The organism is Sulfitobacter sp. TCYB15 (assembly GCF_040435955.1).
Taxonomy (GTDB): domain Bacteria; phylum Pseudomonadota; class Alphaproteobacteria; order Rhodobacterales; family Rhodobacteraceae; genus Sulfitobacter; species Sulfitobacter pontiacus.
In genome coordinates, this window is the sequence record NZ_CP159193.1 from 2,292,649 (window position 1) to 2,318,691 (window position 26,043).

At 61.6% G+C, this 26,043-nt stretch carries 21 protein-coding genes; 9 read left to right on the forward strand and 12 right to left on the reverse strand.

What is annotated here, in order from left to right:
• Positions 1–22: 22 nt before the first annotated feature.
• From moaA to ABM428_RS11015, 3 genes are read left to right on the forward strand one after another with little or no spacing between them, the layout of a single operon-like run.
• Positions 23–1,030, forward strand: coding sequence for a GTP 3',8-cyclase MoaA (moaA, locus tag ABM428_RS11005; RefSeq protein WP_005854034.1), 1,008 nt, complete (start codon positions 23–25; stop codon positions 1,028–1,030).
• 7 nt (positions 1,031–1,037) lie between these two features.
• Positions 1,038–2,321 carry a 3-deoxy-D-manno-octulosonic acid transferase gene (locus tag ABM428_RS11010; RefSeq protein ID WP_132997286.1) on the forward strand — a complete coding sequence of 428 codons (1,284 nt, stop codon included), beginning with the start codon at positions 1,038–1,040 and terminating at the stop codon, positions 2,319–2,321.
• Positions 2,318–3,379 carry a glycosyltransferase family 4 protein gene (locus tag ABM428_RS11015; RefSeq protein ID WP_132997287.1) on the forward strand — a complete coding sequence of 354 codons (1,062 nt, stop codon included), beginning with the start codon at positions 2,318–2,320 and terminating at the stop codon, positions 3,377–3,379. Before ABM428_RS11010 ends, ABM428_RS11015 begins: the two co-directional genes overlap by 4 nt.
• A 34-nt stretch (positions 3,380–3,413) precedes the next feature.
• Here the strand turns inward: ABM428_RS11015 and ABM428_RS11020 are convergent, their stop codons facing one another.
• The 5 genes from ABM428_RS11020 to ABM428_RS11040 all read right to left on the reverse strand — a co-directional run bounded on the left by ABM428_RS11020 (position 3,414) and on the right by ABM428_RS11040 (position 10,313).
• Positions 3,414–4,577 (reverse strand): M20 aminoacylase family protein, encoded by a 1,164-nt coding sequence (locus ABM428_RS11020; RefSeq protein ID WP_064215565.1) that lies wholly within the window; start codon positions 4,575–4,577, stop codon positions 3,414–3,416.
• 67 nt (positions 4,578–4,644) lie between these two features.
• Positions 4,645–5,808, reverse strand: coding sequence for a M20 aminoacylase family protein (locus ABM428_RS11025; RefSeq protein ID WP_037944485.1), 1,164 nt, complete (start codon positions 5,806–5,808; stop codon positions 4,645–4,647).
• Positions 5,809–5,829: 21 nt separating this feature from the next.
• Positions 5,830–7,176 carry an FAD-binding oxidoreductase gene (locus tag ABM428_RS11030; RefSeq protein WP_132997288.1) on the reverse strand — a complete coding sequence of 449 codons (1,347 nt, stop codon included), beginning with the start codon at positions 7,174–7,176 and terminating at the stop codon, positions 5,830–5,832.
• 131 nt (positions 7,177–7,307) lie between these two features.
• Positions 7,308–8,468 carry an acetylornithine deacetylase gene (argE, locus tag ABM428_RS11035; RefSeq protein WP_132997289.1) on the reverse strand — a complete coding sequence of 387 codons (1,161 nt, stop codon included), beginning with the start codon at positions 8,466–8,468 and terminating at the stop codon, positions 7,308–7,310.
• 12 nt (positions 8,469–8,480) lie between these two features.
• Positions 8,481–10,313: an ABC transporter ATP-binding protein gene (locus ABM428_RS11040; protein ID WP_132997290.1), complete on the reverse strand. Its 1,833-nt coding sequence runs from the start codon at positions 10,311–10,313 to the stop codon at positions 8,481–8,483.
• Between the two features lie 309 nt (positions 10,314–10,622).
• Between ABM428_RS11040 and ABM428_RS11045 the strand changes: the two genes are divergently transcribed.
• From ABM428_RS11045 to ABM428_RS11060, 4 genes are all read left to right on the forward strand, one after another.
• A complete protein-coding gene (locus tag ABM428_RS11045) occupies positions 10,623–12,344 on the forward strand; it encodes a peptide ABC transporter substrate-binding protein (RefSeq protein WP_005854055.1) in 1,722 nt (573 codons plus the stop codon).
• A 138-nt stretch (positions 12,345–12,482) separates the two neighbouring features.
• Positions 12,483–13,550 carry an ABC transporter permease gene (locus tag ABM428_RS11050; RefSeq protein WP_009824889.1) on the forward strand — a complete coding sequence of 356 codons (1,068 nt, stop codon included), beginning with the start codon at positions 12,483–12,485 and terminating at the stop codon, positions 13,548–13,550.
• Positions 13,543–14,541, forward strand: coding sequence for an ABC transporter permease (locus tag ABM428_RS11055; RefSeq protein ID WP_005854057.1), 999 nt, complete (start codon positions 13,543–13,545; stop codon positions 14,539–14,541). Before ABM428_RS11050 ends, ABM428_RS11055 begins: the two co-directional genes overlap by 8 nt.
• 164 nt (positions 14,542–14,705) lie before the next feature.
• A complete protein-coding gene (locus ABM428_RS11060; protein WP_132997291.1) occupies positions 14,706–15,740 on the forward strand; it encodes a YeeE/YedE family protein in 1,035 nt (344 codons plus the stop codon).
• Positions 15,741–15,742: 2 nt separating this feature from the next.
• On the opposite strand, the gene ABM428_RS11065 is transcribed toward ABM428_RS11060, so the two are convergent.
• The 4 genes from ABM428_RS11065 to ABM428_RS11080 all read right to left on the reverse strand — a co-directional run bounded on the left by ABM428_RS11065 (position 15,743) and on the right by ABM428_RS11080 (position 21,193).
• Entirely contained in the window at positions 15,743–17,026 is a 1,284-nt protein-coding gene (locus ABM428_RS11065; protein ID WP_353627935.1) for a DUF3422 domain-containing protein, read from the reverse strand.
• Positions 17,027–17,147: 121 nt separating this feature from the next.
• Positions 17,148–18,047, reverse strand: coding sequence for an MBL fold metallo-hydrolase (locus ABM428_RS11070; RefSeq protein WP_132997293.1), 900 nt, complete (start codon positions 18,045–18,047; stop codon positions 17,148–17,150).
• 124 nt (positions 18,048–18,171) lie between these two features.
• The gene (locus tag ABM428_RS11075) at positions 18,172–19,605 is read right to left on the reverse strand and encodes an NAD(P)(+) transhydrogenase (Re/Si-specific) subunit beta (RefSeq protein WP_037944491.1); all 1,434 of its coding nucleotides are present in this window, start codon (positions 19,603–19,605) and stop codon (positions 18,172–18,174) included.
• Positions 19,606–19,618: 13 nt separating this feature from the next.
• On the reverse strand, positions 19,619–21,193 hold the full coding sequence (locus ABM428_RS11080) for a Re/Si-specific NAD(P)(+) transhydrogenase subunit alpha (RefSeq protein ID WP_005854062.1): 1,575 nt from the start codon (positions 21,191–21,193) through the stop codon (positions 19,619–19,621).
• Between the two features lie 246 nt (positions 21,194–21,439).
• Between ABM428_RS11080 and ABM428_RS11085 the strand changes: the two genes are divergently transcribed.
• Together ABM428_RS11085 and ABM428_RS11090 are read left to right on the forward strand one after the other, a co-directional pair.
• Positions 21,440–22,192, forward strand: coding sequence for an SDR family NAD(P)-dependent oxidoreductase (locus ABM428_RS11085; RefSeq protein ID WP_005854063.1), 753 nt, complete (start codon positions 21,440–21,442; stop codon positions 22,190–22,192).
• Between the two features lie 49 nt (positions 22,193–22,241).
• Positions 22,242–22,460 carry a hypothetical protein gene (locus tag ABM428_RS11090; protein ID WP_132997294.1) on the forward strand — a complete coding sequence of 73 codons (219 nt, stop codon included), beginning with the start codon at positions 22,242–22,244 and terminating at the stop codon, positions 22,458–22,460.
• A 4-nt stretch (positions 22,461–22,464) separates the two neighbouring features.
• Here ABM428_RS11090 and ABM428_RS11095 read toward each other — a convergent pair whose 3' ends face one another.
• The 3 genes from ABM428_RS11095 to ABM428_RS11105 all read right to left on the reverse strand — a co-directional run bounded on the left by ABM428_RS11095 (position 22,465) and on the right by ABM428_RS11105 (position 25,968).
• Positions 22,465–23,241 (reverse strand): gamma-glutamyl-gamma-aminobutyrate hydrolase family protein, encoded by a 777-nt coding sequence (locus ABM428_RS11095; protein ID WP_132997295.1) that lies wholly within the window; start codon positions 23,239–23,241, stop codon positions 22,465–22,467.
• 74 nt (positions 23,242–23,315) lie between these two features.
• Positions 23,316–23,741, reverse strand: coding sequence for a heme-binding protein (locus tag ABM428_RS11100; protein WP_005854068.1), 426 nt, complete (start codon positions 23,739–23,741; stop codon positions 23,316–23,318).
• Positions 23,742–23,826: 85 nt separating this feature from the next.
• Positions 23,827–25,968 (reverse strand): malate synthase G, encoded by a 2,142-nt coding sequence (locus ABM428_RS11105; protein WP_132997296.1) that lies wholly within the window; start codon positions 25,966–25,968, stop codon positions 23,827–23,829.
• Positions 25,969–26,043: the final 75 nt, after the last annotated feature.

Sequence of the window (26,043 nt, forward strand, 5' to 3'; positions counted from 1 at the left end):
GGCCGATGTTTACCTATGGGATATGAATGCACCTTTGATTGACCCGTTCGCCCGCGCCATCACCTATCTGCGCGTCTCTGTCACAGACCGCTGTGACTTTCGCTGTGTTTATTGCATGTCCGAGAATATGAATTTCCTCCCCAAGAAGGAACTTCTGACCTTGGAAGAGCTGGATCGGCTGTGCACCAACTTTGTCGATCTGGGTGTGCAAAAGCTGCGCATCACCGGCGGTGAGCCTTTGGTCCGCAAAGGTATCATGACCTTCTTCGACAGCATGACCCGCCATCTGGACGCCGGCACGCTGAAAGAGCTGACGCTGACCACCAATGGCAGCCAGTTGGAACGCTATGCCGCCGATCTTTATGCTGCGGGCGTGCGCCGTGTGAATGTCTCGCTTGATACGCTGGACGATCAGAAATTCGCCGACATCACCCGTTGGGGGCGTCTGCCGCAGGTGCTGCGCGGGATCGACGCGGCGCAGAATGCCGGGCTGCGGGTCAAGATCAACGCCGTCGCGCTGAAAGGCTTCAACGAGGCAGAACTGCCGTCGATGACCGCATGGTGTGCGGATCGCGGGATTGATCTGACCTGGATCGAGGTGATGCCCATGGGCGACTTGGGCAACGAAGACCGCTTGGGCCAGTATTGGTCGCTCAAGGACGTGCGCCGCACCTACGAGGAACACTACACCGTCACCGATCTGGCCGAGAATACGGGCGGCCCTGCCCGGTATGTCCGGCTGGAAGAGACCGGCCAGAAGATCGGCTTTATCACGCCGCTGTCCCATAATTTCTGCGAAAGTTGCAACCGCGTGCGGATCACCTGCACCGGTGAAATCTACATGTGTCTGGGGCAGGAAGATGTGGCCGACCTGCGCGCGCCCTTGCGCAATCACCCCGATGACGACGCACCCTTGAAAGACGCAATTCGCGCGGCGATCAACCTTAAGCCCAAGGGCCACGACTTTGATTATTCACGGCAAAAGCTGGATGGGCAGATGCCCCGCCACATGAGCCACACAGGCGGCTGACGCGACCGTGTCCGCGCCTTTCCTGTACCGCGCCTGGGTTCTTGCCAGCCGCTGCCTGATCCCCTTTGCCGCCAGCGCAGAGGCGCGCAAGCTGAACGCGCAAGACGTGCCCGCCGCCCGCGCGGGAGAGAAACGCGGCATCGCCACACAGCCGCGCCCAAGCGGCGCGCTCGTCTGGGTGCATGCGGCCTCCGTGGGCGAAAGCCTGTCGGTGCTGGCGCTGATCACCCGCATGGGGCACATGTTGCCCGACGCGCATTTCCTGATCACCTCGGGCACCGCGACCTCGGCCAGGCTGGTGGATCAACGTCTGCCGCCGCGCAGCCTGCACCAGTTTGCCCCGCTGGACGCCCCCGGCCCGTTAAAGCGGTTCCTGGCCCATTGGCAGCCCGACGCCGCGATATTTGTCGAAAGCGAGATCTGGCCGCAGATGTTGCGACGGACCCACGCGACCGGCGCGCCGATGGCGCTGGTCAATGCGCGCATGTCCGACAAAACGGTCGAGTTCTGGGAGAAATGGCCCCGCACTGCCCGCTACCTGTTCGATGTCTTCACGCTGATCGTGACGCAGAATGACGCGATGGCGCGCAATATGATCCGCATGCATGCCCCCGCCGATCGTGTGTCGCCGGGCGTGAACCTGAAATCCATGGCCGGCCCGCTTCCCGTCGATGCACAGGCGTTGGCGTCTGCGCGCACAGCGCTTGGCGGGCGGGCGGTCTGGGTCGCCTCCTCCACCCACGAAGGCGAGGAACGCAGCGTGCTGGACGCACATAAGAAGCTGCTGCGCGAGATCCCCGATCTGTGTCTTATCCTTGCCCCCCGCCACCCCGAACGCGGCGATGCGGTAGAGGCGCTGGTTCAGGACGCGGGGCTGACCGTGCAGCGTCGCAGCCGTGGGTACGCCCCCGGGGGTCAGGTCTATCTGGCCGACACGTTGGGGGAATTGGGCCTCTGGTACAGCCTGTCCGATGTCGTGTTTCTGGGCGGATCTCTGCTGCCCATTGGCGGGCATAACCCGTTCGAGGTGGCGCAATCGGGTGCTGCGGTGCTGTCGGGCAACCATGTTGCGGCCTTTGCGGAAACCTATGCCCAGCTCGAGGCTGAAGGCGCTGCGCGGATCGTGGCGGATGGCGATGATCTGGCCACCCGCGTTGCCGCGCTCTTGACCAAACCGGACGAGCTGGCGACGATGACCGCAGCCGCTGCCCGCTTCATCGCGGCACAAGATGACCAGCTTGATGCCATCGCCAGCCGTCTGATCACCACATTGAAGTTGGATACCCCATGACGCACCCTCTTGCCCACACCGATGTGATCGCGCCGAATTTCAAACGCAGGCTCAGCGGCGTCACGGCCACTGTGATGCGGCTGGTGCCGGTCCAATCGCGCGATATCTCTATCGCGGCAACGGGCCCCGTCGTGCCTGATGACGTGCCGCAGGTGCCGCTGGCCTCGCTTGTGACCATGTCGCGCCGCGGGCCGTCGCCGTCGGGCTGGCGGGTCTGGCACGCGCGGCGCAACGTCGAGATGCTGGGCGGGCTGGCGCTGCGCTATCTGCTGGGCAAGCGGCTCAAGCTGATGTTCACCTCGGCCAGCCAACGCGAACAGACCGGCCTGACGCGCTGGCTGATCCGGCGGATGGATGCCGTTGTGGCGACCTCGGACCGGACCAACGCCTATCTGGAAAACCCCGGCCATGTGATCATGCACGGGATCGACACCGAGGGCTTTGCCCCCTCACCCGACCGCACCGCCCTGCGCGCCGAGCTTAAGCTGCCAGTGAACGCGACGCTGGTGGGTTGCTATGGCCGTATCCGCGCACAAAAGGGCACCGATGCCTTTGTCGAGGCGATGCTGCCGATCCTGCGAGACAACCCCGATGTCGTCGCCCTTGTGATGGGACGCGCGACCGAGAAATACGAGAGCTTCGAGAAGGGCCTGAAAGACCGCGCCCGCGCCGAAGGGCTGTCGGACCGGATGCTGTTCCTGCCAGAGGTGCCTGTGGGCGATATGGCGGATTTCTACCGCGTGCTGGACCTTTACGTCGCCCCCCAACGGTGGGAGGGATTCGGCCTCACCCCGATCGAGGCGATGGCCTGCGGTGTACCCGTGGTCGCGACCCGTGTGGGGGCCTTTGAAAAGCTGGTGGTGCAAGGTACGACGGGCCTGCTGGTGGACCCCGATGACATTCCAGCGCTTGAGGCCGCGACGCGCGATGCCCTGTCCGACCGGACCCGACTGGCCGCATGGGCAGAGGCCGGGCGCAGCTATGTGATGTCGGATTTCTCTATCGCCCGCGAAGCGGCGGCGCTGGTCAAAATCTATCGCAAGCTGCTGGCGGCATAGGGCGCGGGTTTCCCCCCGCCCCATGCCTGTGTGGTCAGCCGATGGGCATGCGTTGTTCGGCGATACCCGCCCACCAGCTGCAGCCCGCAGGAATGATATCGTCGTTAAAGTTATACATCGGGTGGTGCACCATCGCGGTGTCGCCATTGCCGACCAGAATATAGGCACCGGGGCGCTCTTCGAGCATAAAGGCGAAATCCTCGCCCCCCATGACCAAAGGTGCTTCGTCGCATTGCCCCGAGATGCCGCGCGCGACATCTGCCGCGAATTCAGTCTGTTCGTCGTGGTTCACCATCACCGGATAGTTGCGCACGTATTTGACCTTTGCCGTCGCGCCAAAACTTGCCGCGATGCCTTCGCAAATCTCTGTCACGCGCTTTTCAGCCAGATCGCGCAGGTCATTGGACAGGGTGCGCACGGTGCCCAGCAGATTCACCCGCTGGGGGATCACGTTGAACGCCTTGGACGAGGATTCGATCGAGGTGATCGAGACAACGATATTGCCCACGGGGTCCGCGTTCCGGCTGACGATGGTTTGCAGCGCGGTGATGATATGTGCGGTGACAACACCGGTATCGATGGTCTCGTGTGGTTTGGCCGCGTGGCCGCCCAGACCCTCGACTTCGATTTCCAGCAGGTCGGTGGCCGCAAAGAACGGGCCGGGGCGGATGCCGAATTGTCCGGCGGGAATGCCGGGCCAGTTGTGCATGCCATAGACTTCCTGAATACCCCAGCGTTCCATCATGCCGTCCTTGCACATCTCGCGCCCGCCGCCGCCGCCCTCTTCGGCAGGCTGAAAGATCACCACAACAGTCCCGTCAAAATTCCGTGTCTCGGCCAGATACTGCGCCGCGCCCAACAGCATCGCCGTGTGGCCGTCGTGGCCGCAGGCATGCATCGCATTGGGCGTTTTGGAGGCATAGTCCAGCCCCGTCTGTTCGTGGATCGGCAGCGCGTCCATATCGGCACGCAGCCCGATGACCTTGCCCGAGGTGGTGGCATTGCCCTTGATCACGCCGACAACACCGGTACGCCCGATGCCTTCGACAACTTCGTCACAGCCGAAGGCGCGCAGTTTCTCGGCCACGGTGGCAGAGGTGCGATGCGTCTCGAACAGGATCTCGGGGTGTTCGTGCAAATCACGTCGCCATGCGGTGATGTCGGTGTGCAATTCGGCAAATCGGTTCTTAACGGGCATTTTTCGAAGTCCTTGAAGTCTGTGAAAAAAGGGAACGCGCAGCGCCCCTTTCGGGCAAAGCCGGCGGCTAGGCTGGCAATCTTGTTTCAATCATTTCCGCGAACCAGCTACAACCTGCGGGGATCGCGTCATCGTTGAAATTATACATGGGGTGGTGGACGGTGGGCCCGTCGCCATTGCCCAGCATGATATAGGCACCGGGGCGCTGGTTCAGCATATACGAGAAATCCTCTCCGGCCATGATCGGCGGCGTGTCGCGGTCCACACCGGGGGCGATATTCTCGGCCACATCAGCGGCATAGGCGGTGTTCGCGTCAGCGTTCACGGTGATGGGATAGCCGCGCGCGTAAGCGATGTCGGCAGTGCATTGGTGGGCGGCGCAGGTGTGGGTCACGACTGCCTCCAGCCGGTCCTGCACCAGATCGCGGATGCCCGCATCCAGCGTCCGGACCGTGCCGCGCAGCCGCACGGTTTGCGGCAGGACGTTGTGGCTGTCGGTATCGGACCGCAGGGTACAGACCGACACGACAGCATTCTTGATCGGATCAACGTTGCGTGCGGCGATGGATTGCAACGCGACAACGACATGCGCCGCGGCAAGGTTGGTATCGATCGCCTCGTGCGGGGCTGCGGCATGGCCGCCCTGCCCGGTGATGATGATGTCGAACTCATCCGCCGCCGCCAGCAAAGGGCCACTGCGGATCGCGAATGCACCGACGGGATGGCCGGGCATATTGTGCAGCCCGTAGACCTCGTCGATGGACCAACGCTCCATCAGGCCTTCCTCGACCATGACGTTGCCACCGCCGCCACCCTCTTCGGCGGGTTGGAAGATAAGCACCGCCCGCCCGTCAAAATTGCGCGTTTCCGCAAGATATTGCGCGGCCCCCAGCAGGATCGCGGTGTGCCCGTCATGGCCGCAGGCATGCATCTTGCCCGGCGTTTTGGAGGCATACTCAAGCCCCGTCGCCTCGGTGATGGGCAGAGCGTCCATATCCGCGCGCAAGCCGATGCTGCGCCCCGAGGCATTGGTCTTGCCCTCGATCACCGCGACGATGCCGCTTTGCGCCACGCCGGTGGTGATATCGGTGATGCCAAAGCTGCGTAGCTTCTCTTCGACGAAAGCCGCGGTCTGCGGCAGATCGAATTGCAGTTCGGGGATCGTATGCAGGTGACGCCGCCACGCGGTGATGTCGGCATGGGTTTCGGCAAAGCGGTTCTTGATCGGCATCGCGTGCGTTCCTTTATGTGTCTAGACGTTCGGGCCCAGGATCATCGGGCTGCCATCGGTGAAACGTGCAAGGCGAAAGCGGGTCAGGTCGTGCCCGGCGCTTTGCCCCGTGGCCAGACGCGCCAGAACGCGGCCCATGCCCGGCCCGATACCAAAGCCGTGCCCCGACATGCCCGTGCCGATGGTCAGCCCCGGCAGTGCTGCCACAGTATCCACGACAGGTACAATGTCAGGCATGGTGTCGATCATCCCCGCCCAGGCAGATTTCAGCTTTATCGGCCCCAGCTCGGGAAACATTGCTGAAAAATCACGCAGCAGGCGGCGGATCTTGGCCATATTGGGCGTGGGGTTAAGGATGCGCATCGCCTCGAATGGGGATGGGGTATCGGCCTGCCAGCGCCGCTTGGTCGTCCAGGCATCGGGAAAGCCCTTGGGTGCAAAAGGGTGAAGCCGTTGACCAAAGGGATCGGCGCGCAACTGGGTCAGGTAGTGGGGCAAGGCGCGAAAGGCGTCAGGGCCCACAAAAAGCTCGGGCGCGCCGGGAGGGGCCAGCGTATAGCCGCCATCCTCGCGCCGCCGGAACGCGACCCGCCCGTCCGACACCGCCCCTGCGTAAATTTCAGGCAAGCTTTCGGTCGCCGCCACATTTTCGCGTACCGACAGCTGCGGCATAGAGATACCGTGATTGCGCAGGAACAGCGCCGACCAAGCGCCACCTGCCAGCACCACCTGCGAAGACGCGATACGCCCCTGTTCCGTGATCACCCCGGCAACCCGCCCCGCCGCGATATCCAGGCAGCGCACGGCGCAATTCTCGATGATCTGAACGCCCTCTCGCGCGGCGATACCGGCGAGAGCGGGCACCGCGACCCAAGGCTCCGCCCGCATGTCCGACGGCGTGATCAGCGCGCCGATCTGAGGTGTCGCAAGGCCGGGGAACATGGCGGAGACCTCGGCCGCCGTCATCATCCGGCTGTCCGCGCCATTGGCCCGCGCATGGGGCAGCCAGTCTTCGTAGCCCGCAAGCTGTGTCGGCCTTTGCGCCAGATAGGCAATGCCGCCCTGCCGCAGCCCGATATCCACGTTCGTTTGCCCCGCAAGTTCGCGCCAGAGCGCCTGCGCCTCGGCCATGATCGGCATCTCGTCAGGGTCGCGCCCCTGTTGCCGGATCCACCCCCAGTTGCGGCTGGATTGTTCAGCGGCGATGCGACCCTTTTCCAGCAAGGTGACCGAGTGACCCTCCCGGGCGAGGAACAGCGCCGTGCAGACCCCGATGATCCCGCCGCCGATAACAACGATATCCGACGTGGCTGGCTGGGGGCCGGGATAGGTGACGGGGGTGGTCGTATGGATCGGGAAAGGCTGCATGGGTCAGACTTTATATTGCGTGGGCGTCGCGGGCAAAGCAGGCCTGGATCGGGGGCCAGCCCCCGGTGCCGCGCTGCGGCCCCTCCCCCGGGATGTGATGCCATTTGGAAGAAGGGGGCCGCTGCGCTGTGTCATTTCAAACGGTCAAGCAGGTCGCGCATGAATGTATGGCCGGCCTCGAATTGCGCGACTTCGATATATTCGTTGGGCTGGTGCGCCTGTGCGATATCGCCGGGGCCGCAGATCACCGCGCTATATCCGGCTTCCTGGAACTGTCCGGCCTCGGTCCCGTAGGAGACCTTGTGGCTGGCATTGTCGCCGGTGATCTGGCGCACGAAGGTTTCGGCCAGCCCGTCTTTTTCGGGTTGTAGTGCGGGGACGTCGAAACGGGGGGTGACCTCGATATAGGTTTCGGGGACGACCTCTTGCATCTGCTTTTCGACCTCGCGCACCTTCTCCAGATAGGCGGTGCCCCAGGCGTCTTTGTCTTCGCCCGGCACGACGCGGAAATCCATGGCGAAGTGGCAATCCTTGGCGGTGATATTATGCGCTGTCCCGCCCGAGATCACGCCCACATGGGCGGTGGTAAAGGGCGGGTTGAACATCGCGGCAAGCTCGCTGGGTTTGCGGGCCATGTTCTCGGTGTTCACCTCATTGGCCCATTCGATCAGCTTGGCCCCCGCCATGATCGCGTTGACGCCTGTGTGCAGGAGCGAGGAATGCACCTCGAAGCCGACCACATGGGTGTTGAAGCCCGTGCCGCCCTTGTGGCCTGTAACGGCCTGCATGGTCGAGGGTTCCCCCACGATCACCAGCGCCCCCTTGGGCAACACCGGTTGCATCGCCTCGATCATCGGAGGGGCACCGGTGCAGCCGATTTCCTCGTCAAAGCTGAGCGCGATCTGGAGCGGGCGTTGCACGTCGGCGTAATGTGCCTCTACCAGTGCCCAGATGGCCAGCGCATCAAAGCCCTTCATGTCGCAGCAGCCGCGCCCGTAATAGCGCCCGTCCCGTTCAACCACGGTGAAAGGGTCGCTGTCCCAGGGCTGGCCGTCCACCGGCACCACATCGGTATGCCCCGACAGGACCACCGCGCCCTCTTCCCACGGGCCCACATGGGCGAAAAGCGCATGTTTGGGTTGATCGGGGTGGATATAGCGATGGGACGCGATGCCGTGGCTTTCAAGGTAATCGGCCACCCAGTCGATCAGCGGGATATTCGTATCCCGCGACACAGTGGGAAAGCTGACGAGTTTTTCCATCAGCTCGAACGGGGTCATGCGCGCAGTCATTTATGTGGTCCTTTAGTATCCGCTATCGGTGATCAAGACCTGATGGCCGGGGGATACGGTTTTGTAAACAGAGGGTTCCGCGACATAGCTTGTCGGATGGATCGGGGACGGGATCGGCTTGAAGTTCAGCTCGCTTTCCTTTTTGCGACGCCGAGGATCGGCGATGGGGACGGCTTTCATCAGGGCCTGCGTATAGGGGTGCTGCGGGTTTTCAAACACCTGCGACCGCGTGCCCATTTCCACGATCCGGCCCAGATACATCACGCCGACGTGGTGGCTGACCCGTTCGACCACAGCCATATCGTGGCTGATGAACAGGAAGGACAGCCCCATTTCCGCTTGCAGCTCCAGCATCAGATTGACCACCTGCGCTTGTACCGACACATCTAGCGCCGACACGGCTTCATCCGCGACGATCAGCTTGGGGTTCAGCGCCAAGGCCCGCGCTATGGCGACGCGCTGGCGCTGACCGCCTGACAGCTCGTGCGGGAAGCGGCGCATGAAGCTGCGCGGCAGTTCCACACGGTCAAACAGCATCTCGATGCGCTTGGTCAGCTCGGCCCCCTTGAGCGTGCCATAATTGTGGATCGGTTCGGCCACCTGATCCGACAGCTGCATCTGCGGATTGAGCGAGGCAAACGGGTCCTGAAAGATCATCTGCATGTCCAGTCGCGCCTTGTGCAGGCCACGTGCATCCAGTGCCATGATGTCTTTGCCATCGAGGTTAACCTCGCCCGATTGGGGTTCGACCAGCCGCAGCAAGGACCGCCCCGCCGTAGATTTCCCGCAGCCGGATTCCCCCACAAGGCTTAGCGTCTGGCCCTTGTTGATGGTAAACGACAGGTCCTCGACCGCATGGACATTGGCGACGGTGCGGCGCAGGAAGCCGCCCTGCACCGGAAAGCGCGTGGTCAGGTTCTTGACCGTCAGCAGCGTTTCCTCTGTGCCCTTGATGGGTTTGATCTCTTTCTCCGCAGTTCCGAGCAGTTTCATCGGTTCGGGATAGGGTTTGCCGCGCATCTCACCCAGCTTGGGGACGGCGGCCAGCAACGCCTTGGTATAGGGGTGTTGGGGATTCTCGAAGATTTCCTCGACCGTGCCTTCTTCGACCTTGTTACCGCGGAACATGACAACGACGCGATCGGCCATCTGGGCGACAACGGCCATGTCATGGGTGATGAACATGACGGCGGTGCCGGTCTCGCGTTTCAAGCGGTCGATCAGCGCGAGGATTTCGGCCTGAATGGTCACATCCAGCGCGGTGGTGGGTTCATCCGCGATCAGCAGGCGCGGCGAACAGGCCAGCGCCATGGCGATCACCACACGCTGGCGCATCCCGCCCGACAGCTCGTGCGGGTATTGTGCAAGACGGCGGGCCGGTTCGGGGATGCGGACCTGGGTCAGAAGCTCCAGCGCGCGGGCCTCTGCCTGCGCCTTGGACATATTCTTGTGCAGGCGTAGCCCTTCGGTCAGCTGGCGACCGACGGTAAAGACCGGGTTCAGCGCTGTCATCGGTTCCTGAAAGATCATCCCGATCTCATTGCCGCGAATATCGCGCATCACATCCTGATCTGTGCGCGCCAAATCGACAGCGGGATCGTTCTGGCGCTCAAATAATAGGCGCCCACCCGCAATTTTTCCGCCGCCGAACTCGACCAGACGCATCAGCGACAGCGAGGACACCGATTTACCCGAGCCGGATTCGCCCACAACGCAGACAGTTTCACCCGCATTGATGTCAAAGCTGACGTTCTCCACACCTAGAACGGGACCGTCCTGGGTTTGAAATTCGACCCTAAGCTCTTGAATTTGCGCGATTGGTGTCGGCGTTGCCTCGTCTAGCATGGTATTTTCCAGCGCTTCTCGTTTAATCAATTTGACGACGCTAAGGCACTTCGTCATCTGGTGTCAAATCGGTCCAAGGGACCGCTAACATCCGCTGCTTTGGAGGCTTGCATTTTTTTTCAAACCTGTTTCGATGCTTCGACGTTATTGGCGTGGCTGGAAAAACGGGCGTTTTGGCGGGCATCCCTGTCTGTCGCAGCACCCTGCCCCCGGCCGTGATCAAGATTGACGTTTTTGGCATTGCCAGAAAAGACAGACCATAAAAAAAGGCACCTCAAAAAACCAACGGTGTCCAACAAGGAGTAAGCTATGAACATGAAAACCCTGTTACTGGGAGCCGCGGCTTCGGTAGCGATTGCCCCCGCCGCATTCGGCGCCGCCCACGAGGGCGAGCGTGGACGCGACGGCGAGGTGAAAGTTATCTACTGGCAAGCGCCCTCGATCATGACCCCCTATCTGTCGGGCGGCACAAAAGACCTCGAGGCGGCGAGCCTCGTGCTGGAGCCTATGGGCCGCTATGACGAAACCGGCGCGTTGGTCCCCTATCTGGCGACCGAGATTCCCACCGTTGAAAACGGCGGCGTGGCCGAAGACCTGAAATCCATCACCTGGAAGCTGAAAGAGGGCCTGGTTTGGTCCGACGGCACGCCGGTGACCTCGGCGGATCTGAAATTCACCGCTGAATACTGTATGCACCCCGAAGGCGGCTGCGCGCAGGCGTCGAAGTTCGATGGCGTTGAAAGCATCGATATCGTGGATGATCTGACGGTTACTGTTCATTTCACCGACGCCAAGCCAAACCCTTATGGCCCGTTCATGGGCGCGCAATCACCGATCATTCAGGCCGCGCAGTTCAAGGACTGCCTGGGCGCGAAAGCCCCCGAATGTACCGAAGCCAACTTTAACCCCATCGGCACCGGCCCGTTCCGCGTGACAGATTTCCGTCCCAATGACGTGATCCAGATGGAAGCCAACCCCAACTACCGTGACCCCAGCAAACCTGCGTTCGCGACACTGACCCTCAAGGGCGGTGGTGATGCGAATGCCGCGGGTCGTGCGGTGATGGAAACCGGCGAATACGACTATGCCTGGAACATGCAGCTGGCCCCTGATGTGCTGGCGAAAATGGCCGAAGGCGGCAAGGGTCAGGCGATCTCGGCATTCGGGACATTGGTCGAACGGATCGAGATGAACCTGACAGACCCATCGCCGGACCTGCCAGAGGGCGAACGCTCCACCGTGGCGCATCCGCATCCGATCCTGTCCGACTTTAAGGTCCGCAAGGCGCTGTCCATGGCGATCGACCGTCCTTTGCTGGTCGAAGTTGGCTATGGCCAGGCGGGTCGCGCGACCTGTAACCTCGTGCCCGCGCCCGAGCTGTATGCCTCCGACAATACCGAATGTCTGACGCAGGATCTGGAAGGCGCGAAAGCCCTGCTGGAAGAAGCCGGCTGGACCGACACCAATGGCGACGGCATCCGCGACAAAGACGGTGAAAAACTGTCCCTGCTGTACCAGACCTCGACCAACGCTGTCCGTCAGGATTTCCAGGCGCTGATCAAAGACTGGTGGAACCAGATCGGTGTCGAAGTCGAACTGCGCAACCTTGATGCGTCGGTCTTCTTTGGGGGCGACCCCGGTTCGCCCGATACTTTCCAAAAGTTCTATGCCGACGTCGAAATGTACGCGAACAACTTTGACGGCACCGATCCGCAGGCTTACCTGTCTGCCTATCGCTGTGGCAACGAGCCAAAGCCGTCCAGCCAGTGGCAGGGTGAGAACATCAACCGTTTCTGCAACGAAGAATATGACGCGTTGCTGGACGAACTGTCGCGCACGGGCGAGTTGGACAAGCGCGGCGAGATCGCCAAGCAGCTGAACAACATCATCACACGTGACACGATGACCATCGTTCCGCTGGTCGACCGTGGTCGGGTTTCCGCTGCGTCCAACACTCTGGGCGGCGTGATCCTGAACACATGGGATTCCGAACTGTGGAATGCCGCCGACTGGTACCGCGTGAAAGAATAATCACGCCCAAGCTCAGAGGAGCACGCAGCGCGCGTGCTCCTCATGACTTGATGCCTGTGTGAATGTGTGCGAAATCGCGCCTCCCTTCGATTTTGACATGCTTCCCCTCCCCTAGACCGACTTGCAAAGGCGCTGTGCATGCTGACCTTCACCATTCGTCGACTACTTTTGTCGATACCAACGCTTTTGTTTATCAGCCTGGTAATCTTCCTGCTGTTGCAACTGGCCCCCGGCGATCCGATGGCCCAGGTGCCGCTGACAGTCCCACCAGAGGTAAAACAGAAAATGCGCGAGGCGCTTGGCCTCGGGCAGCCGATCTATGTGCAATACTATAAATGGCTGATCCAGTTCTTCTGGGTTGAACCGCAGGTCTTCATCGACTGGGCCACCCGCGATAGCTTCCTGCTGGGCTGGCTGCCCGACACCAGCCTGTCGACCTTCATTGACCCCGACACTGGCGCTGTGCGTCCCGTACAGCGTGCGATCAGCTGGCAGACCCGCAGCCCGATCATGGATATCGTGATCCAGCGGATGCCGCAGACGCTTTGGGTGGTTGGGCTTAGCTATATCGTGGGCATCCTGATCGCGATCCCGATTGGCATCTATTCGGCCTACCGCCACTATTCTCTATTCGATCAAGCGGGCACCTTTGTCACGATGATCGGCTTTTCGATCCCGCCCTTCTTCACCGGGCCGCTGCTGATCGTGATTTTCTCGGTCTCGTTGGGGTGGTTGCCGTCGATCTATGACACGACCCATGTGGTGACCGACTGGGAGAGCTTCAAATTCCAGTTCATGCAGATGATCATGCCCGTGATGGTGCTGGCGCTGCAAACCACCGCGCAGATCAGCCGCTATATGCGCGGCGCGATGCTGGACAACCTGAACCAGGACTATGTGCGCACCGCCCGCGCCAAGGGGCTGCGCGAGAAATCGGTCGTTCTGGTCCACGTGCTGCGTAACTCGATGATCCCAGTGGTCACGGTGATTGCCCTTGGCATGCCCGCGATCTTTGGCGGCGCGATCATTACCGAGAATGTGTTCAAGGTGAATGGTATCGGGCAGCTGCTGCTGACCGCGCTTTTTGCCAACGACCTGCCGATGGTGATGACGCTGACCTTTATCTTCGCCATCCTCATCGTTCTATTCAACCTGATTGCCGATGTTCTATACGGCCTGCTTGACCCAAGGATCCGCTATGACTGAGCAAGCCACCCCCGCAAGCCCGATCGAGGCCGACATCGAACTCTATGGCGCGCTGGTCGATAAAGAGCCGCAAAAGCCGCCGCGCAGCCAGTGGATCGACGTCTGGCAGCAGTTCCGCAAGCACAAGGGCGCTGTCTTTGGCGGAGGCTTCCTGCTGTTCATCACCCTCGCGGTGTTGTTCGGCCCCTACCTTTGGGATGTCGACCCCAAGGCGTTGGATATCCGCAACAAGAACTGGCGCCCCGTGTATCAACTGCTGTTCGACAGCGAGGCCAAGGCCGGTTGGGCACATCCCTTTGGCACCGACCAGCTGGGCCGTGATATCATGGCACAGATGATCGCCGGCGGGCGTGTGTCTATGGCGGTGGGCTGGCTGGCCATGGGACTGGCGCTGGTCATCGGTTCGGCCATCGGCGTCATCTCGGGCTATTTCAAACGGCTCGATTTCTGGCTGATGCGCTTTACCGATCTGGTTCTGTCGCTGCCGATCCTGCCGCTGACGCTGCTGGCGGTGACCCTGTTCCGCCAACCGCTCAACGCACGGTTTGGCCCCGAAGGCGGGATGTTCATCCTGATCGTCGGCATCATCGGGCTAACGTCATGGATGCAGACCGCGCGGATCGTGCGCGGCGACATTCTGGCGCTGAAAGAGCGCGAGTTCATCCTCGCCGCGCGGTCCATCGGGACGCGGTCGGGCAAGATCATCCGCAAGCACCTTCTGCCCAACGTCATCTCTCCGATCATGGTTTCGGCCACGTTGGGACTGGCGACCGCCATCATAACCGAAAGCGCGCTGAGCTTTCTGGGCGTCGGCTTCCCGTCGGACTATCCGACATGGGGCAAGCTCTTGTCCGATGCCGTGTCAAGGATGCAGGAATTCCCCGAGCGGGTGATCCTGCCCGGCGTCGCGATCTCGCTGACCGTGCTGAGCGTGAACTACCTGGGCGACGGGCTACGTGACGCGCTGGACCCGCGGTTGCGCGGACGGTGATCCGGATCGGCCCGTCGCCTTTTGGGGCGTCTGTCGGGTTTGAGTATTTGAGAAAGGATGAAGGGGGGCTGCGGCCTCCCTTTGTCGTGGGGGCGCAAAAGGCTTGAACTTAGGCGGTTTCCGCGTCAGGGAACTGTCGTGCTGTCGTCAAGGGGATCACGGGGATGTTTGAACAATTCGGTTTCGAGACCACCACACCGCAACAGGCGGCTGTCTGGTTCGCGCTGGCGATTGGGGTGATCTTTGGCATCCTCGGGCAGATCACCAAATTCTGTTTTCGCCGCTCACTGATTGGCGAGGATCGGCGCGCCGCAAAAGGGGTCTGGCTGACAGCGCTGGCCTTTGCCGTGCTGGGGACGCAGGTCGCGGTCGCCATGGGCTGGATCAGCTTTGCCGAACACCGCTTTATGGTGCCGGATGTGCCCTATCTGGCGATTGGCATCGGCGGGCTGCTTTTTGGCGCGGGGATGGTGTTGACGCGGGGCTGTATCTCTCGGCTGACCATTCTGGCGGGCTCCGGCAATTTGCGCGCGGCCTTGGTCGTGGTTGTCTTTGCCGTTGTGGCCCATGCCACGTTGAAAGGCGTGCTGGCTCCGATGCGCGTGGCGCTTGGCAGTGTGACGCTTGGGCTTGGCGATTACGTCAGCCTTGCCGCCCTGCCCGGGGGGGTGATGCTGTGGGGCGGGCTGATCGTGGTGGCGGCCCTTGCCGTGGCGCTGCGATCGGGCAACCGCTGGACCCATCTGGTGATGGCGGCGATGATTGGCCTGCTGGTCCCGCTGGCCTGGGTCGGGACGGGGTTTATACTGTTTGACGCATTCGACCCTATCGCGATGGAAAGCCTGTCGTTCACCTCTCCTTCGGCCGATGCGCTGTTCTGGGTGGTGGCCAGCAGTTCGATCCCCGCGGGCTTTGGCGTCGGGCTTTTGGGGGGCGTGGCCCTGGGGGCCTGCGCGTCGAGCCTGATCTTTGGCGGCTTTGGCTGGCAAAGTTTCGAGACACCCGCCCAGACGGGCCGCTATCTGACCGGAGCAGCGCTGATGGGTGTGGGCGGTGTACTGGCGGGCGGCTGCACGCTGGGGGCCGGATTGTCCGGCGTGCCCACTCTGTCCCTTGCCGCGATCCTTGCGATTGTGATGATCGGTGTCGGCGTGCTGGCGATGCATGCCTTCCTGCGTGCCACCCCGGCGGGCAGTTGACCCTATTTGATCTTGTGGCGCAGGCGGCGCAGCAGCCCCCAGACCAGCAGCACCACCACCGGGACGGTCACTGCCGTGAGCGTGCCCTTGCTGACCCCGATACGGTCGGCCAGCGGGTAGAGCATATAGCCCACCAGCGACACCGCGTAATAGCTGATCGCGACCACGGACAGCCCTTCGACCGTGTGTTGCAAGCGCAGTTGCAGGTCAGAGCGTTTGTCCATGCTTGCCAGTATCGCCTGATTTTGCGCGGATCGTTCCACATCAACCCGTGTCCGCAACAATTCGGCCGCGCGGCTGGCGCGGGCGGACATTTTATTGAGCCGTGTTTCCGAGGATGTGACCGTACGCATCGCAGGCTCGTAGCGGCGCATCATGAATTCATCAAACCCTTGTCGCGCCATGAACCGTGTTTCGCGCAGGGCTCCGATCCGCTGTGCGACGATGGCTTGATACGCCTCTGTCGCGCCCAGACGGTAAGACGCATCCGCCGAAAGCGCCTCTAGCCCGACAGAGATATCCAGCAGCCGGTGCAGCGTGTCTTCGGCCATGGCAGAGGTGCCTGCCATACCCGCCATCAGATCATTCAGCTCTGCATCGATACGGTCCAACTGCCCAGCGAATTCGCGCACCTTGGCAAAGCCGAGCATCGACATGGATTTATAGGTCTCTATCTCGCACAGACGTTGCACGATGCGGCCCAAGCGGCGGCTGCCCGTGCCTTCGCTGGCAAAGACCGCCATGCGCATGTGGCCCGCGGGGTCGATACGGAAATCGCTGGCGATGACGGCAGCATCTTCAAGCACCGATGCCACGGCGAGGCTTTCGGGGACGAACCAGTCTTGCAACGCCTCGGCGATCTGCGCGTCCTGTTGAGGACGGGGCACCAGCCGCAGCAGAATAGAGGTGATCCGCTGCGCGTTCAGGCCCGCGCGCCAATCCTGCGGGAAGACATCAAACTCTGCCGGATCAAAGGGGCGCTGGCCGAGCTGATCCAGAAACACCGTATAGGTCACGAACTCGGTATGCTGCTCCCACTTCAGCGTGTATTTTCCCATCGGGCCGAAATAATGGGTCGCGTCCTCGGCGGGTAGCGGCGCACCATAATGGGCCAAGAGATCACGGAGCTGTTGCAGATCGACAGAGCGGTCCCGCCGCGCGGCCTCCCCCAATGGGCGCACGGCCAGATAGGCCGCAACATGGGGCGCGGTGAGCGAGGGGAACGGGCGGGCGTGCAGCTCGCTATTGAGCGTATAGCGCAGAGGGTGATCGTCGAGGGCGGGCACGATGCGGGCTTTCTACAAGGGGTCAATCAAAGCAGTCTATCGTGACCACCGCCATTCGCCTAGTGATATTTCACTTATCTTTCATAGGGTTAACCGTATACCGCGGAATACCGGACCCGTTTCAGAACCGGTTGACCGGTATCTTGAGGTAAGCGTGACCGTCATCTTCCGCCTCCGGCAAGCGCCCTGCCCGAAGGTTCATCTGCAAGACATGCAGCATCCGGTCGGGCAGCGCGAGGGTTTTGTCCCGCGCCTCGCGCTGGTCGACAAAGCTTTGCTGCGACACGCCACCGCCAATATGGGCGTTGTGCCGGCGTTGTTCGGCCACGGTGGATTCCCACTTGGGTTGGCTGCGATACTCGGTGCCATAGTCATGGCCGATGAACAGACGCGTGGCATCCGGCAGGGCAAGGATATCCTGCAGGGACTGGTAGAGTTCAGCCGCGGTGCCACCCGGGAAATCGGCGCGCGCAGTACCCACATCGGGCTGCATAAAGCTGTCATGCACAAAAGCCGCGTCAGAGCTTACAACATAGGTGATCGACCCCAACGTATGCCCCGGCGACAGCATCACCCGCACGGGCAGCTCGCCAATGGTGAATGTATCGCCATCCTCGAACAGGTGGTCGAAATCGGCGGCGGGATCAAAGGCGTCGGGCATGTTGTAATAGTCACGCCAGAGCTCTGCGATCTCTGTCACCTTTGCCCCGATGGCATTGGGCTTGTTCAACCGCTGTTTTAGCACGTGCGAGGCCATGAGATGGTCCGCATGGGGGTGGGTGTCGAGGATCCATTCGATCTCGTAGCCCGCGGCTTCCGCGTGGCGCAGGATGGTATCGACATGCTGCGTGTCAGTCGCCGCACTTTGTGGGCTGAAGCCCAGAACCACGTCGATCACCGCCGCCTTGGCGGTCGCCGGATCCGCCACCAGATATTGAATGCTGCCGGTATCGTCATCGTAAAAACCGGTCACTTCAGGGGAACCGGGGCCGGTCGAGGGGCTGGTGCGCGAAAACTTCATATTCAAATCCTCCTATATGACAATTCAACACGTGCCACCGGCTTGAGTTCCACTGCCTTCGCCCCAAAAGCAAAAGGGGCGGCGCATTGCTGCACCGCCCCTTGGTTTGTCGTCTGTCGTGTGATCAGTCGATCAGCGGCAGCAGCTTATCGAGGCTCGCCTTGGCGTCGCCGTAAAGCATCCGCGTGTTGTCCTTGAAGAACAGCGGGTTCTCGATGCCGGAATAGCCTGTCCCCTGCCCGCGTTTGGACACGATGACGTTCTTGGCCTTCCAGCATTCCAGAACCGGCATACCGGCGATGGGGCTGTTGGGGTCGTCCTGTGCGGCAGGGTTCACGATGTCATTGGACCCGATCACGATCGCCACGTCGGTTGACGGGAAATCATCGTTGATCTCGTCCATTTCCATCACGATGTCATAGGGCACTTTGGCCTCGGCCAGCAGCACGTTCATGTGACCCGGCAGACGCCCCGCAACGGGGTGAATGGCGAAACGCACGTTCTTGCCTTTTGCCCGCAGCTTCTTGACCAGCTCGCTGACTGCTTGCTGCGCCTGAGCGACCGCCATGCCGTAACCGGGGATGATGATGACGCTGTCGGCCTCGTTCAGCATGGTGGCAACACCGTCGGTGTCGATCGCAACCTGCTCGCCCTCGACCTCCATCTGCGGACCGGATGTCCCGCCGAAGCCGCCGAGGATCACGCTGACGAACGACCGGTTCATCGCTTTACACATGATGTAGGACAGGATCGCACCAGACGAGCCGACCAGCGCCCCCACGACGATCAGAAGATCGTTGCCAAGCGAGAAACCAATCGCCGCCGCAGCCCAGCCAGAGTAGCTGTTCAGCATCGACACAACCACGGGCATATCCGCGCCGCCGATACCCATGATCAGGTGGTAGCCGATAAACAGCGCCGCCAGGGTCATGATGAACAGCGGCAGGAAGCCACCGGTGTTGAAGTACCAGACCAGACACAGCAGCGACAAGCCAGCAGCCGCTGCGTTCAGGATGTGACCGCCGGGCAGTTTTGTCGCCGACGTATCCACGCGCCCCGCCAGCTTGCCATAGGCGATGACCGACCCAGTAAAGGTGATGGCACCGATGAACACACCAAGGAACAGTTCGACCCGCAGGATCGCGATCTCGACGCTGTCTTTCTTGGCCAGCAGCGCTGCGAACCCTTCGGTCGCCTTGCGGGCGGTGTCATCCATCGCCAGCACGTTGCCCAGTTCGATATGCGCGTTATAGCCGACGAAGACCGCCGCCAGACCCACAAGGCTGTGCATCGCGGCAACCAGTTCGGGCATCTGCGTCATCTGCACTTTTGTCGCCAGTTGATAGCCGATGGCACCGCCACCCGCGATCAGGATCAGCGACAGCAGCCAGAAGCCGGCCCCCGGCCCGATCAATGTCGCAGCCACGGCCAAAGCCATGCCCACGATCCCGTACCATACCGCTCGCTTGGCGCTTTCCTGCCCCGACAGCCCGCCAAGGCTGAGGATGAAGAGGATGGCGGCGACTACGTAAGCCGCTGTTGTAAAACCAAAATCCATTTACCTGAACCCTTTACGATTTTTGGAACATGGCAAGCATGCGCCGTGTCACGAGGAAGCCACCAAAGATGTTGATCCCGCACATAAAGACCGACAGCGCGGCCAGAATAATCACCAGGAACGACCCGGACCCGATCTGCATGACCGCCCCCAGAATGATGATCGACGAAATCGCATTGGTCACAGCCATCAGCGGTGTGTGCAGACTGTGTGCCACACCCCAGATCACCTGGAAGCCGATAAACACGGACAGCACGAATACGATAAAGTGCTGCATAAAGCTGGCCGGCGCGACCAGACCTACCGCCAACAGCAGCACGCCACCGATGGCCAGCAGGCCGACCTGATTGCGGGTTTGCGTCTTGAAGGCCGCCACTTCGTTGGCGCGTTTCTCTTCGGCTGTCAGCTCTTTCGGCTTGTCTTTCTTCGGAGCCGCCGCAATCGCTGCCACTTTCGGTGGCGGCGGTGGGAAGGTGACTTCCTTGTCATGGGTGATGGTCGCCCCACGGATCACGTCGTCTTCCATGTTGTGGTTGACCACACCGTCTTTTTCCGGCGTCAGATCGGTCATCAGGTGACGGATATTGGTCGCATAAAGCGTCGAGGCCTGCGTTGCCATTCGGCTGGGGAAATCGGTGTAGCCGATGATGGTCACGCCATTCTCGGTCACGATTTTCTCGTCCATCTTGGTCAACTTGCAGTTGCCGCCCTTTTCCGCCGCCAGATCGACGATCACCGACCCGGGCTTCATCGCTGCGACCATATCTTCGGTCCACAGCTCAGGCGCTTCGCGGTTGGGGATCAACGCAGTGGTGATGACGATGTCGACCTCGGGGGCCAGCTCGCGGAATTTGGCCAGCTGTGCCTCGCGGAATTCAGGCGAGGAAACAGAGGCATAGCCACCGGAGGCAGAGCCGTCCTGCTGCTCTTCCTCGAAATCGAGGTAGACAAACTCGGCCCCCATCGATTCAACCTGTTCGGCCACTTCAGGACGCACGTCAAAGGCCAGCGTGATCGCGCCAAGGGATGTGGACGTCCCGATCGCGGCCAGACCGGCAACACCGGCACCGACAACCAGAACCTTCGCCGGAGGCACCTTGCCCGCCGCCGTGATCTGGCCGGTGAAGAACCGCCCAAAGTTGTTGCCTGCCTCGATCACCGCACGGTAGCCCGCGATGTTCGCCATGGACGACAGCGCATCCATTTTCTGCGCGCGGCTGATCCGGGGGATCATCTCCATCGCGACGACAGTGGTGCCTTTCTCGGCCGCCTCTTTCATCTTGGCCTCATCGGCCACAGGGCTGAAGAAAGAGATCAGCGTCTGGTCGGACCGCAGCATCGCCATTTCTTCGGTGTTGGGTACGCGGACCTTGGCCACGACATCCGCCGTCTCCCAAAGCTCGGCCGCCGTGTCGATCACCTCTACCCCGGCTTCGACATATTTATCGTTGGAAAAACCAGCCGCCTCGCCTGCGCCAGCTTCGATCATACAGCTATGACCAAGCTTTTGCAGCTGCAACGCTGATTCCGGAGTCATCGCAACGCGATTTTCCCCTTCAAATGTTTCTTTTGGCGTCCCGATCTTCAATCCAGAGTCCCCCGTTTGTGCTTCTACGCCCAGTGTGGCGCAATAATATTACCCAGAGCGATAGCGCTTGGGTTCCTATAGTACAAGAGACGGACATAATTAGAACAGCGTTTTGCAGCGTCAATAGCGCTAACAGCCCGATTTTTAGGTTTACGACGTTGCGTGAAAACCCGCGCGCCCTTGCGCCTGCCCCCTGCTGCCGACAGCATGCCGCCCATGATGATCCATTTCATAAGGGAGAGCAGAATGGACCTACAGGGAAAACACGCGCTGATCACGGGCGGCGGCACCGGCATCGGGCTGGACATCGCGCGGGATCTGGCCGCACGGGGCGCACATGTGACCATCACAGGCCGACGCCAAGAGGTGCTGGACGAGGTCGCAGGCGATAACATGACCGGCATGGCAATGGACGTGCGCAGCGAGGAAGACGTGGTCGCCAAGATCGCCGCCGCCGTCAAAGCCCACGGTCCGATCCAGATCTGCATCCCCAACGCCGGCATCGCCGAGGGCAAGGCCGTGCATAAGACCGATATGGAATTCTGGCGCAATATGATGTCGACCAATCTCGACGGTGCTTTTCTGACCATCCGCGAATCGTTGAAAACCATGCGCGATACCGACTGGGGCCGCGTCATCGCGATCTCTTCGATGGCGGGCCTGAAGGGGCTTCCCGGGGCGGCGGCCTATTCGGCGTCGAAACACGGGATGATCGGCTTGGTCAAATCGCTGGCGGCGGATTATCTGGGGCAACCCTATACGTTCAACGCGATCTGCCCCGGCTATGTCGACACGCCCATCGTGTCGCGCAATACGGCGTCGATCTCGGAACGTGCTGGTATCTCGGAAGAAAAAGCGCGCGCGATCATGGTCAACTCTAACCCGCACAAGCGTCTGATCGAGGTGTCCGAGGTCACAGCCGCGGCCGCATGGCTCACCGGTCCGGGGTCGCAAAGCATCAATGGCCAATGCATCCAGGTCACCGGCGGCGAAATGTAATCCCCCACCGGTCATGATTTGTTAACTTTGGGGCGGCTAAGGTCGCCTCATGCACAAGATCACATACCCGATAGCCCCGCCCCCAAGCGCCGTCGCTTTTCAAAGCTGCCGCAAACGGCACCCCCAGCACGCGGGCAAACCACGCGCAGCGCAGCCAAGATCTGCCGCGCCGCCGGATTTCCTCTGGCAGAAGATCGACACGCTGACCGCCCGCTATCTAGCAAGGTCAGGCCCCTTGCATGTGCCGCGCATCACGCTGTCGGGGTAACCTGTCAGGCGGATTTCAACATTCGCTGATGCCTGCTGTCCGCCCAGGCCTGCGCCGCCGCACCAAAGCGTTCGAACAGGGGACGCGACACCGGATCATTGCCCGCGTCCCATTCGGGGTGCCACTGCACGGCAAGGGTGAACCCCGGCGCGTCCTTGATATATATCGCCTCTGGCGTGCCGTCTTCGGCAAAACCGTCGATCACCACGCGCGGCCCCGCCGCCTTGATCCCCTGCCCGTGCAAGGTATTCGTCCGCACCTTCGGGGCCCCTAAGACCTCGTGGAAGACGCCCCCTTGGGTAAAGGTCACGTCGTGGCGCAGCTCGAACTTCTGCTCCATCGTGCCATCGGGGGGCATACGGTGGTTCATACGGCCGGGCAGCTCACGGATTTCGGGGTAAAGCGTGCCACCCATGGCGACATTCACCTCTTGGAACCCCCGGCAGACACCAAAGAACGGCTGCCCGCGTTCAACGCAGGCGCGCACCAGCCCCAGGGCGATAGCGTCGCGCGCACGGTCAAAGGTGCCATGCGCCTCGGTCGCGGGTTCGCCGTATTCCTCGGGGTGCACATTGGGCCGCCCGCCCGTTAGCAAAAAGCCGTCGCAGGTCTCCAACAGCTCTTCCACCGACACAAGCGACGGGTCACTCGGGATGATCAGGGGCAAACAGCCCGATACCTGCGCCACCGCGATGGTGTTCATCGTGCCGGCGGCGTGGATCGGATATTGATCGTTCAACAGGCTGGTGTTTCCGACAATACCAACAACAGGACGCGCCATATTCAGCCTCAGAGTTTGATTTCGCTCAAAGCCTACCGCGTCCTCAATCCGACCTCAACACCCCAAAGCGGGCGTTATTCCTCGCCTTTCAGCCCTGCCGCTTCGATCCCTGCCAGCGCTGCCTTGACGTCGTTGTCCGAGGTATCCCCCGTCACGCCCAGCGCGCCAATCACCACACCGGCGTCATCGCGCAGCAGCAAGCCGCCCGGCACAGGCACCACCGCCCCGCCGTACACACCGTTCACTGCCGCCATGAAATAGGCCTGCTGTTCGGCCCGCGCCATCTGCGCGCGCCCTGCCATCCCCAGCATCACCGCACCATAGGCTTTGCCGTGGGCGATCCCGAAACGCCCCGGTGCGGCACCGTCTTCCCGCTCGAAGGCTTGCACGTGGCCGCCCGCATCAAGCACCACTGCCGACAAGGGCTTCAGCCCCAGCTCATGCCCCTTCTTGAACGTCTCGGCGATCATCGTCCGCGCCTGCTCTAATGTGACTGCCATGCTATCCTCACTATTCCTTCATTTTGCCAACTAAACTCCGGGGAGCGCGAGGGGCTGGCCCCTCGCCCTTTCCGAAACTTCAAACTCAGCCCTGCGCGGCTTTCAGTTCCAACCGGCGGGCATGCAGGACAGGTTCGGTATAACCCGACGGCTGCACGCGCCCTTTCAACACCAGATCGCTGGCCGCTTGAAAGGCGATGCCGTCAAAACCCGGTGCCATAGGCTGATACAGCGGATCGCCCGCATTCTGCCGGTCCACAACAGCGGCCATCTTCTTGAGAGCCGCCGTGACCTGCTCTTCCGAGATCACCCCGTGGTGCAGCCAGTTCGCCAGCGCCTGAGCCGAGATGCGGCAGGTCGCGCGGTCTTCCATCAGGCCGACGTCATGGATGTCTGGCACCTTCGAGCAGCCCACACCCTGATCGACCCATCGCACAACATAGCCAAGGATGCCTTGGGCGTTGTTCTCAACCTCCTGCGCGATATCCGCGTCCGACAGGTTACGCCCGTCCAGTACAGGAATGGTCAGCAAATCGGCCAGCGTGCCACGGGCCCCGCCCTGTTTGATCTCATCCTGACGCGCCAGCACGTCGATTTTGTGGTAGTGCATCGCGTGCAGTGTGGCGGCCGTGGGCGATGGCACCCAAGCGCAGTTCGCACCCGCCTTGGGGTGACCGATCTTGGCCTCCAGCATTGCCTCCATCATATCGGGCATGGCCCACATGCCCTTGCCGATCTGGGCACGTCCCTGCAGGCCGCAGGCCAGACCGATATCAACGTTGCGATCCTCATAGGCGCTGATCCAGGGGGCATTTTTCATCTCGCCCTTGGGCACCATCGGCCCTGCCTCCATAGAGGTGTGGATCTCGTCGCCGGTACGATCGAGGAAGCCAGTGTTGATAAAGGCCACGCGCGATTTGGCCGCGCGGATACACTCCGCCAGGTTGACCGAGGTGCGGCGCTCCTCATCCATGATGCCCAGCTTGACCGTATTGGCAGGCAGACCCAGCACGGTTTCCACGCGGGTAAATATCTCATCGGCAAAGGCCACTTCCTCGGGCCCGTGCATCTTGGGCTTAACCACATAAACCGATCCCGCGACCGAGTTGCGCATGCCCCCGGTCTTTTGCAGATCGTGCATCGCGATCAGCGTGGTGACCATGGCATCCATCAGCCCTTCGCCAATCTCGCGCCCGTCGCGGTCCAGAATGGCAGGGTTGGTCATCAGGTGGCCGACATTGCGCACCAGCATCAGCGACCGCCCCTTGACCGTCAGCGCGCTGCCGTCTGGCGCGGTATAGTCGCGATCCCCGTGCATCTCGCGCGTGACCTGCTGGCCGCCCTTCTCGAAGGTTTCCGACAGATCGCCTTTCATCAGCCCCAACCAATTCCCATAGGCCACGACCTTGTCTTCGGCGTCCACGGCGGCAACGCTGTCTTCACAATCCATGATCGTGGACATCGCGGATTCCAGCAGCACATCCGCCACGCCTGCCGGATCGGTCTTGCCAATGTTATGCGCGGAGTCGATCCGGATCTCGATGTGCAGCCCGTTGTTGCGCAGCAAGATCGCCTCGGGCGCGGCTGCGTCCCCACGGTAGCCGACAAACTGCGCCGGATCTTTCAACGCAGGGATCAGCGCGCCGTCAACCACGGCATACCCCGTTACATCCGCGTGACTGCCTGACGCCAGCGGCACCGCGTCATCCAGAAACGCCTTGGCCTGCGCCACAACCCGTGCACCACGGTCCGCATCGTATCCCTTGCCCTGCGGCAGATCACCCAAAGCGTCGGTGCCGTAATAGGCGTCATACAGGCTGCCCCACCGCGCATTGGCGGCGTTCAGGGCAAAGCGGGCGTTGGTGATCGGCACCACCAACTGCGGGCCAGGCACCTGTGCGATTTCAGGGTCGACGCCTTTCGTGTCAATCTCGAACGCGGGGCCTTCGGGCACCAGATACCCGATCTCGCGTAGAAAGCTTGTGTAGGCGTCCGCATCATGAGGCTGGCCGGCCCGTTCCTTGTGCCAGCTGTCGATCTTGACCTGCATGTCTGCGCGGGTCTGCAACAGCACGCGGTTCTTGGGGCCAAGGTCATGTACCAGATCGCTGAGCCCCGCCCAGAACGTTCCCGCATCGATGCCGGTGCCGGGCAGTGCTGCACCCTCGATAAAATCAACCAGTTCGGCGGCAACCTGAAGGCCGTTTTTGTCGGTACGCTGTGTCATCTCATAGCTCCTGTCGCTGGCGTGGAATTTGCTTTGCGACAAGACTTAGAAGGTATCCCCCCGTGGAGCAACATG

What these genes read in the sequence shown, in the direction of transcription:
- moaA (WP_005854034.1), top strand. Translation starts at nt 23, where the DNA reads ATGAATGCACCTTTGATTGACCCGTTCGCCCGCGCCATCACCTATCTG.
- ABM428_RS11015 (WP_132997287.1), top strand. Translation starts at nt 2,318, where the DNA reads ATGACGCACCCTCTTGCCCACACCGATGTGATCGCGCCGAATTTCAAA.
- ABM428_RS11020 (WP_064215565.1), bottom strand. Translation starts at nt 4,577, where the DNA reads ATGCCCGTTAAGAACCGATTTGCCGAATTGCACACCGACATCACCGCA.
- ABM428_RS11025 (WP_037944485.1), bottom strand. Translation starts at nt 5,808, where the DNA reads ATGCCGATCAAGAACCGCTTTGCCGAAACCCATGCCGACATCACCGCG.
- ABM428_RS11030 (WP_132997288.1), bottom strand. Translation starts at nt 7,176, where the DNA reads ATGCAGCCTTTCCCGATCCATACGACCACCCCCGTCACCTATCCCGGC.
- argE (WP_132997289.1), bottom strand. Translation starts at nt 8,468, where the DNA reads ATGACTGCGCGCATGACCCCGTTCGAGCTGATGGAAAAACTCGTCAGC.
- ABM428_RS11040 (WP_132997290.1), bottom strand. Translation starts at nt 10,313, where the DNA reads ATGCTAGACGAGGCAACGCCGACACCAATCGCGCAAATTCAAGAGCTT.
- ABM428_RS11045 (WP_005854055.1), top strand. Translation starts at nt 10,623, where the DNA reads ATGAACATGAAAACCCTGTTACTGGGAGCCGCGGCTTCGGTAGCGATT.
- ABM428_RS11050 (WP_009824889.1), top strand. Translation starts at nt 12,483, where the DNA reads ATGCTGACCTTCACCATTCGTCGACTACTTTTGTCGATACCAACGCTT.
- ABM428_RS11055 (WP_005854057.1), top strand. Translation starts at nt 13,543, where the DNA reads ATGACTGAGCAAGCCACCCCCGCAAGCCCGATCGAGGCCGACATCGAA.
- ABM428_RS11060 (WP_132997291.1), top strand. Translation starts at nt 14,706, where the DNA reads ATGTTTGAACAATTCGGTTTCGAGACCACCACACCGCAACAGGCGGCT.
- ABM428_RS11070 (WP_132997293.1), bottom strand. Translation starts at nt 18,047, where the DNA reads ATGAAGTTTTCGCGCACCAGCCCCTCGACCGGCCCCGGTTCCCCTGAA.
- ABM428_RS11075 (WP_037944491.1), bottom strand. Translation starts at nt 19,605, where the DNA reads ATGGATTTTGGTTTTACAACAGCGGCTTACGTAGTCGCCGCCATCCTC.
- ABM428_RS11085 (WP_005854063.1), top strand. Translation starts at nt 21,440, where the DNA reads ATGGACCTACAGGGAAAACACGCGCTGATCACGGGCGGCGGCACCGGC.
- ABM428_RS11090 (WP_132997294.1), top strand. Translation starts at nt 22,242, where the DNA reads ATGCACAAGATCACATACCCGATAGCCCCGCCCCCAAGCGCCGTCGCT.
- ABM428_RS11095 (WP_132997295.1), bottom strand. Translation starts at nt 23,241, where the DNA reads ATGGCGCGTCCTGTTGTTGGTATTGTCGGAAACACCAGCCTGTTGAAC.
- ABM428_RS11100 (WP_005854068.1), bottom strand. Translation starts at nt 23,741, where the DNA reads ATGGCAGTCACATTAGAGCAGGCGCGGACGATGATCGCCGAGACGTTC.
- ABM428_RS11105 (WP_132997296.1), bottom strand. Translation starts at nt 25,968, where the DNA reads ATGACACAGCGTACCGACAAAAACGGCCTTCAGGTTGCCGCCGAACTG.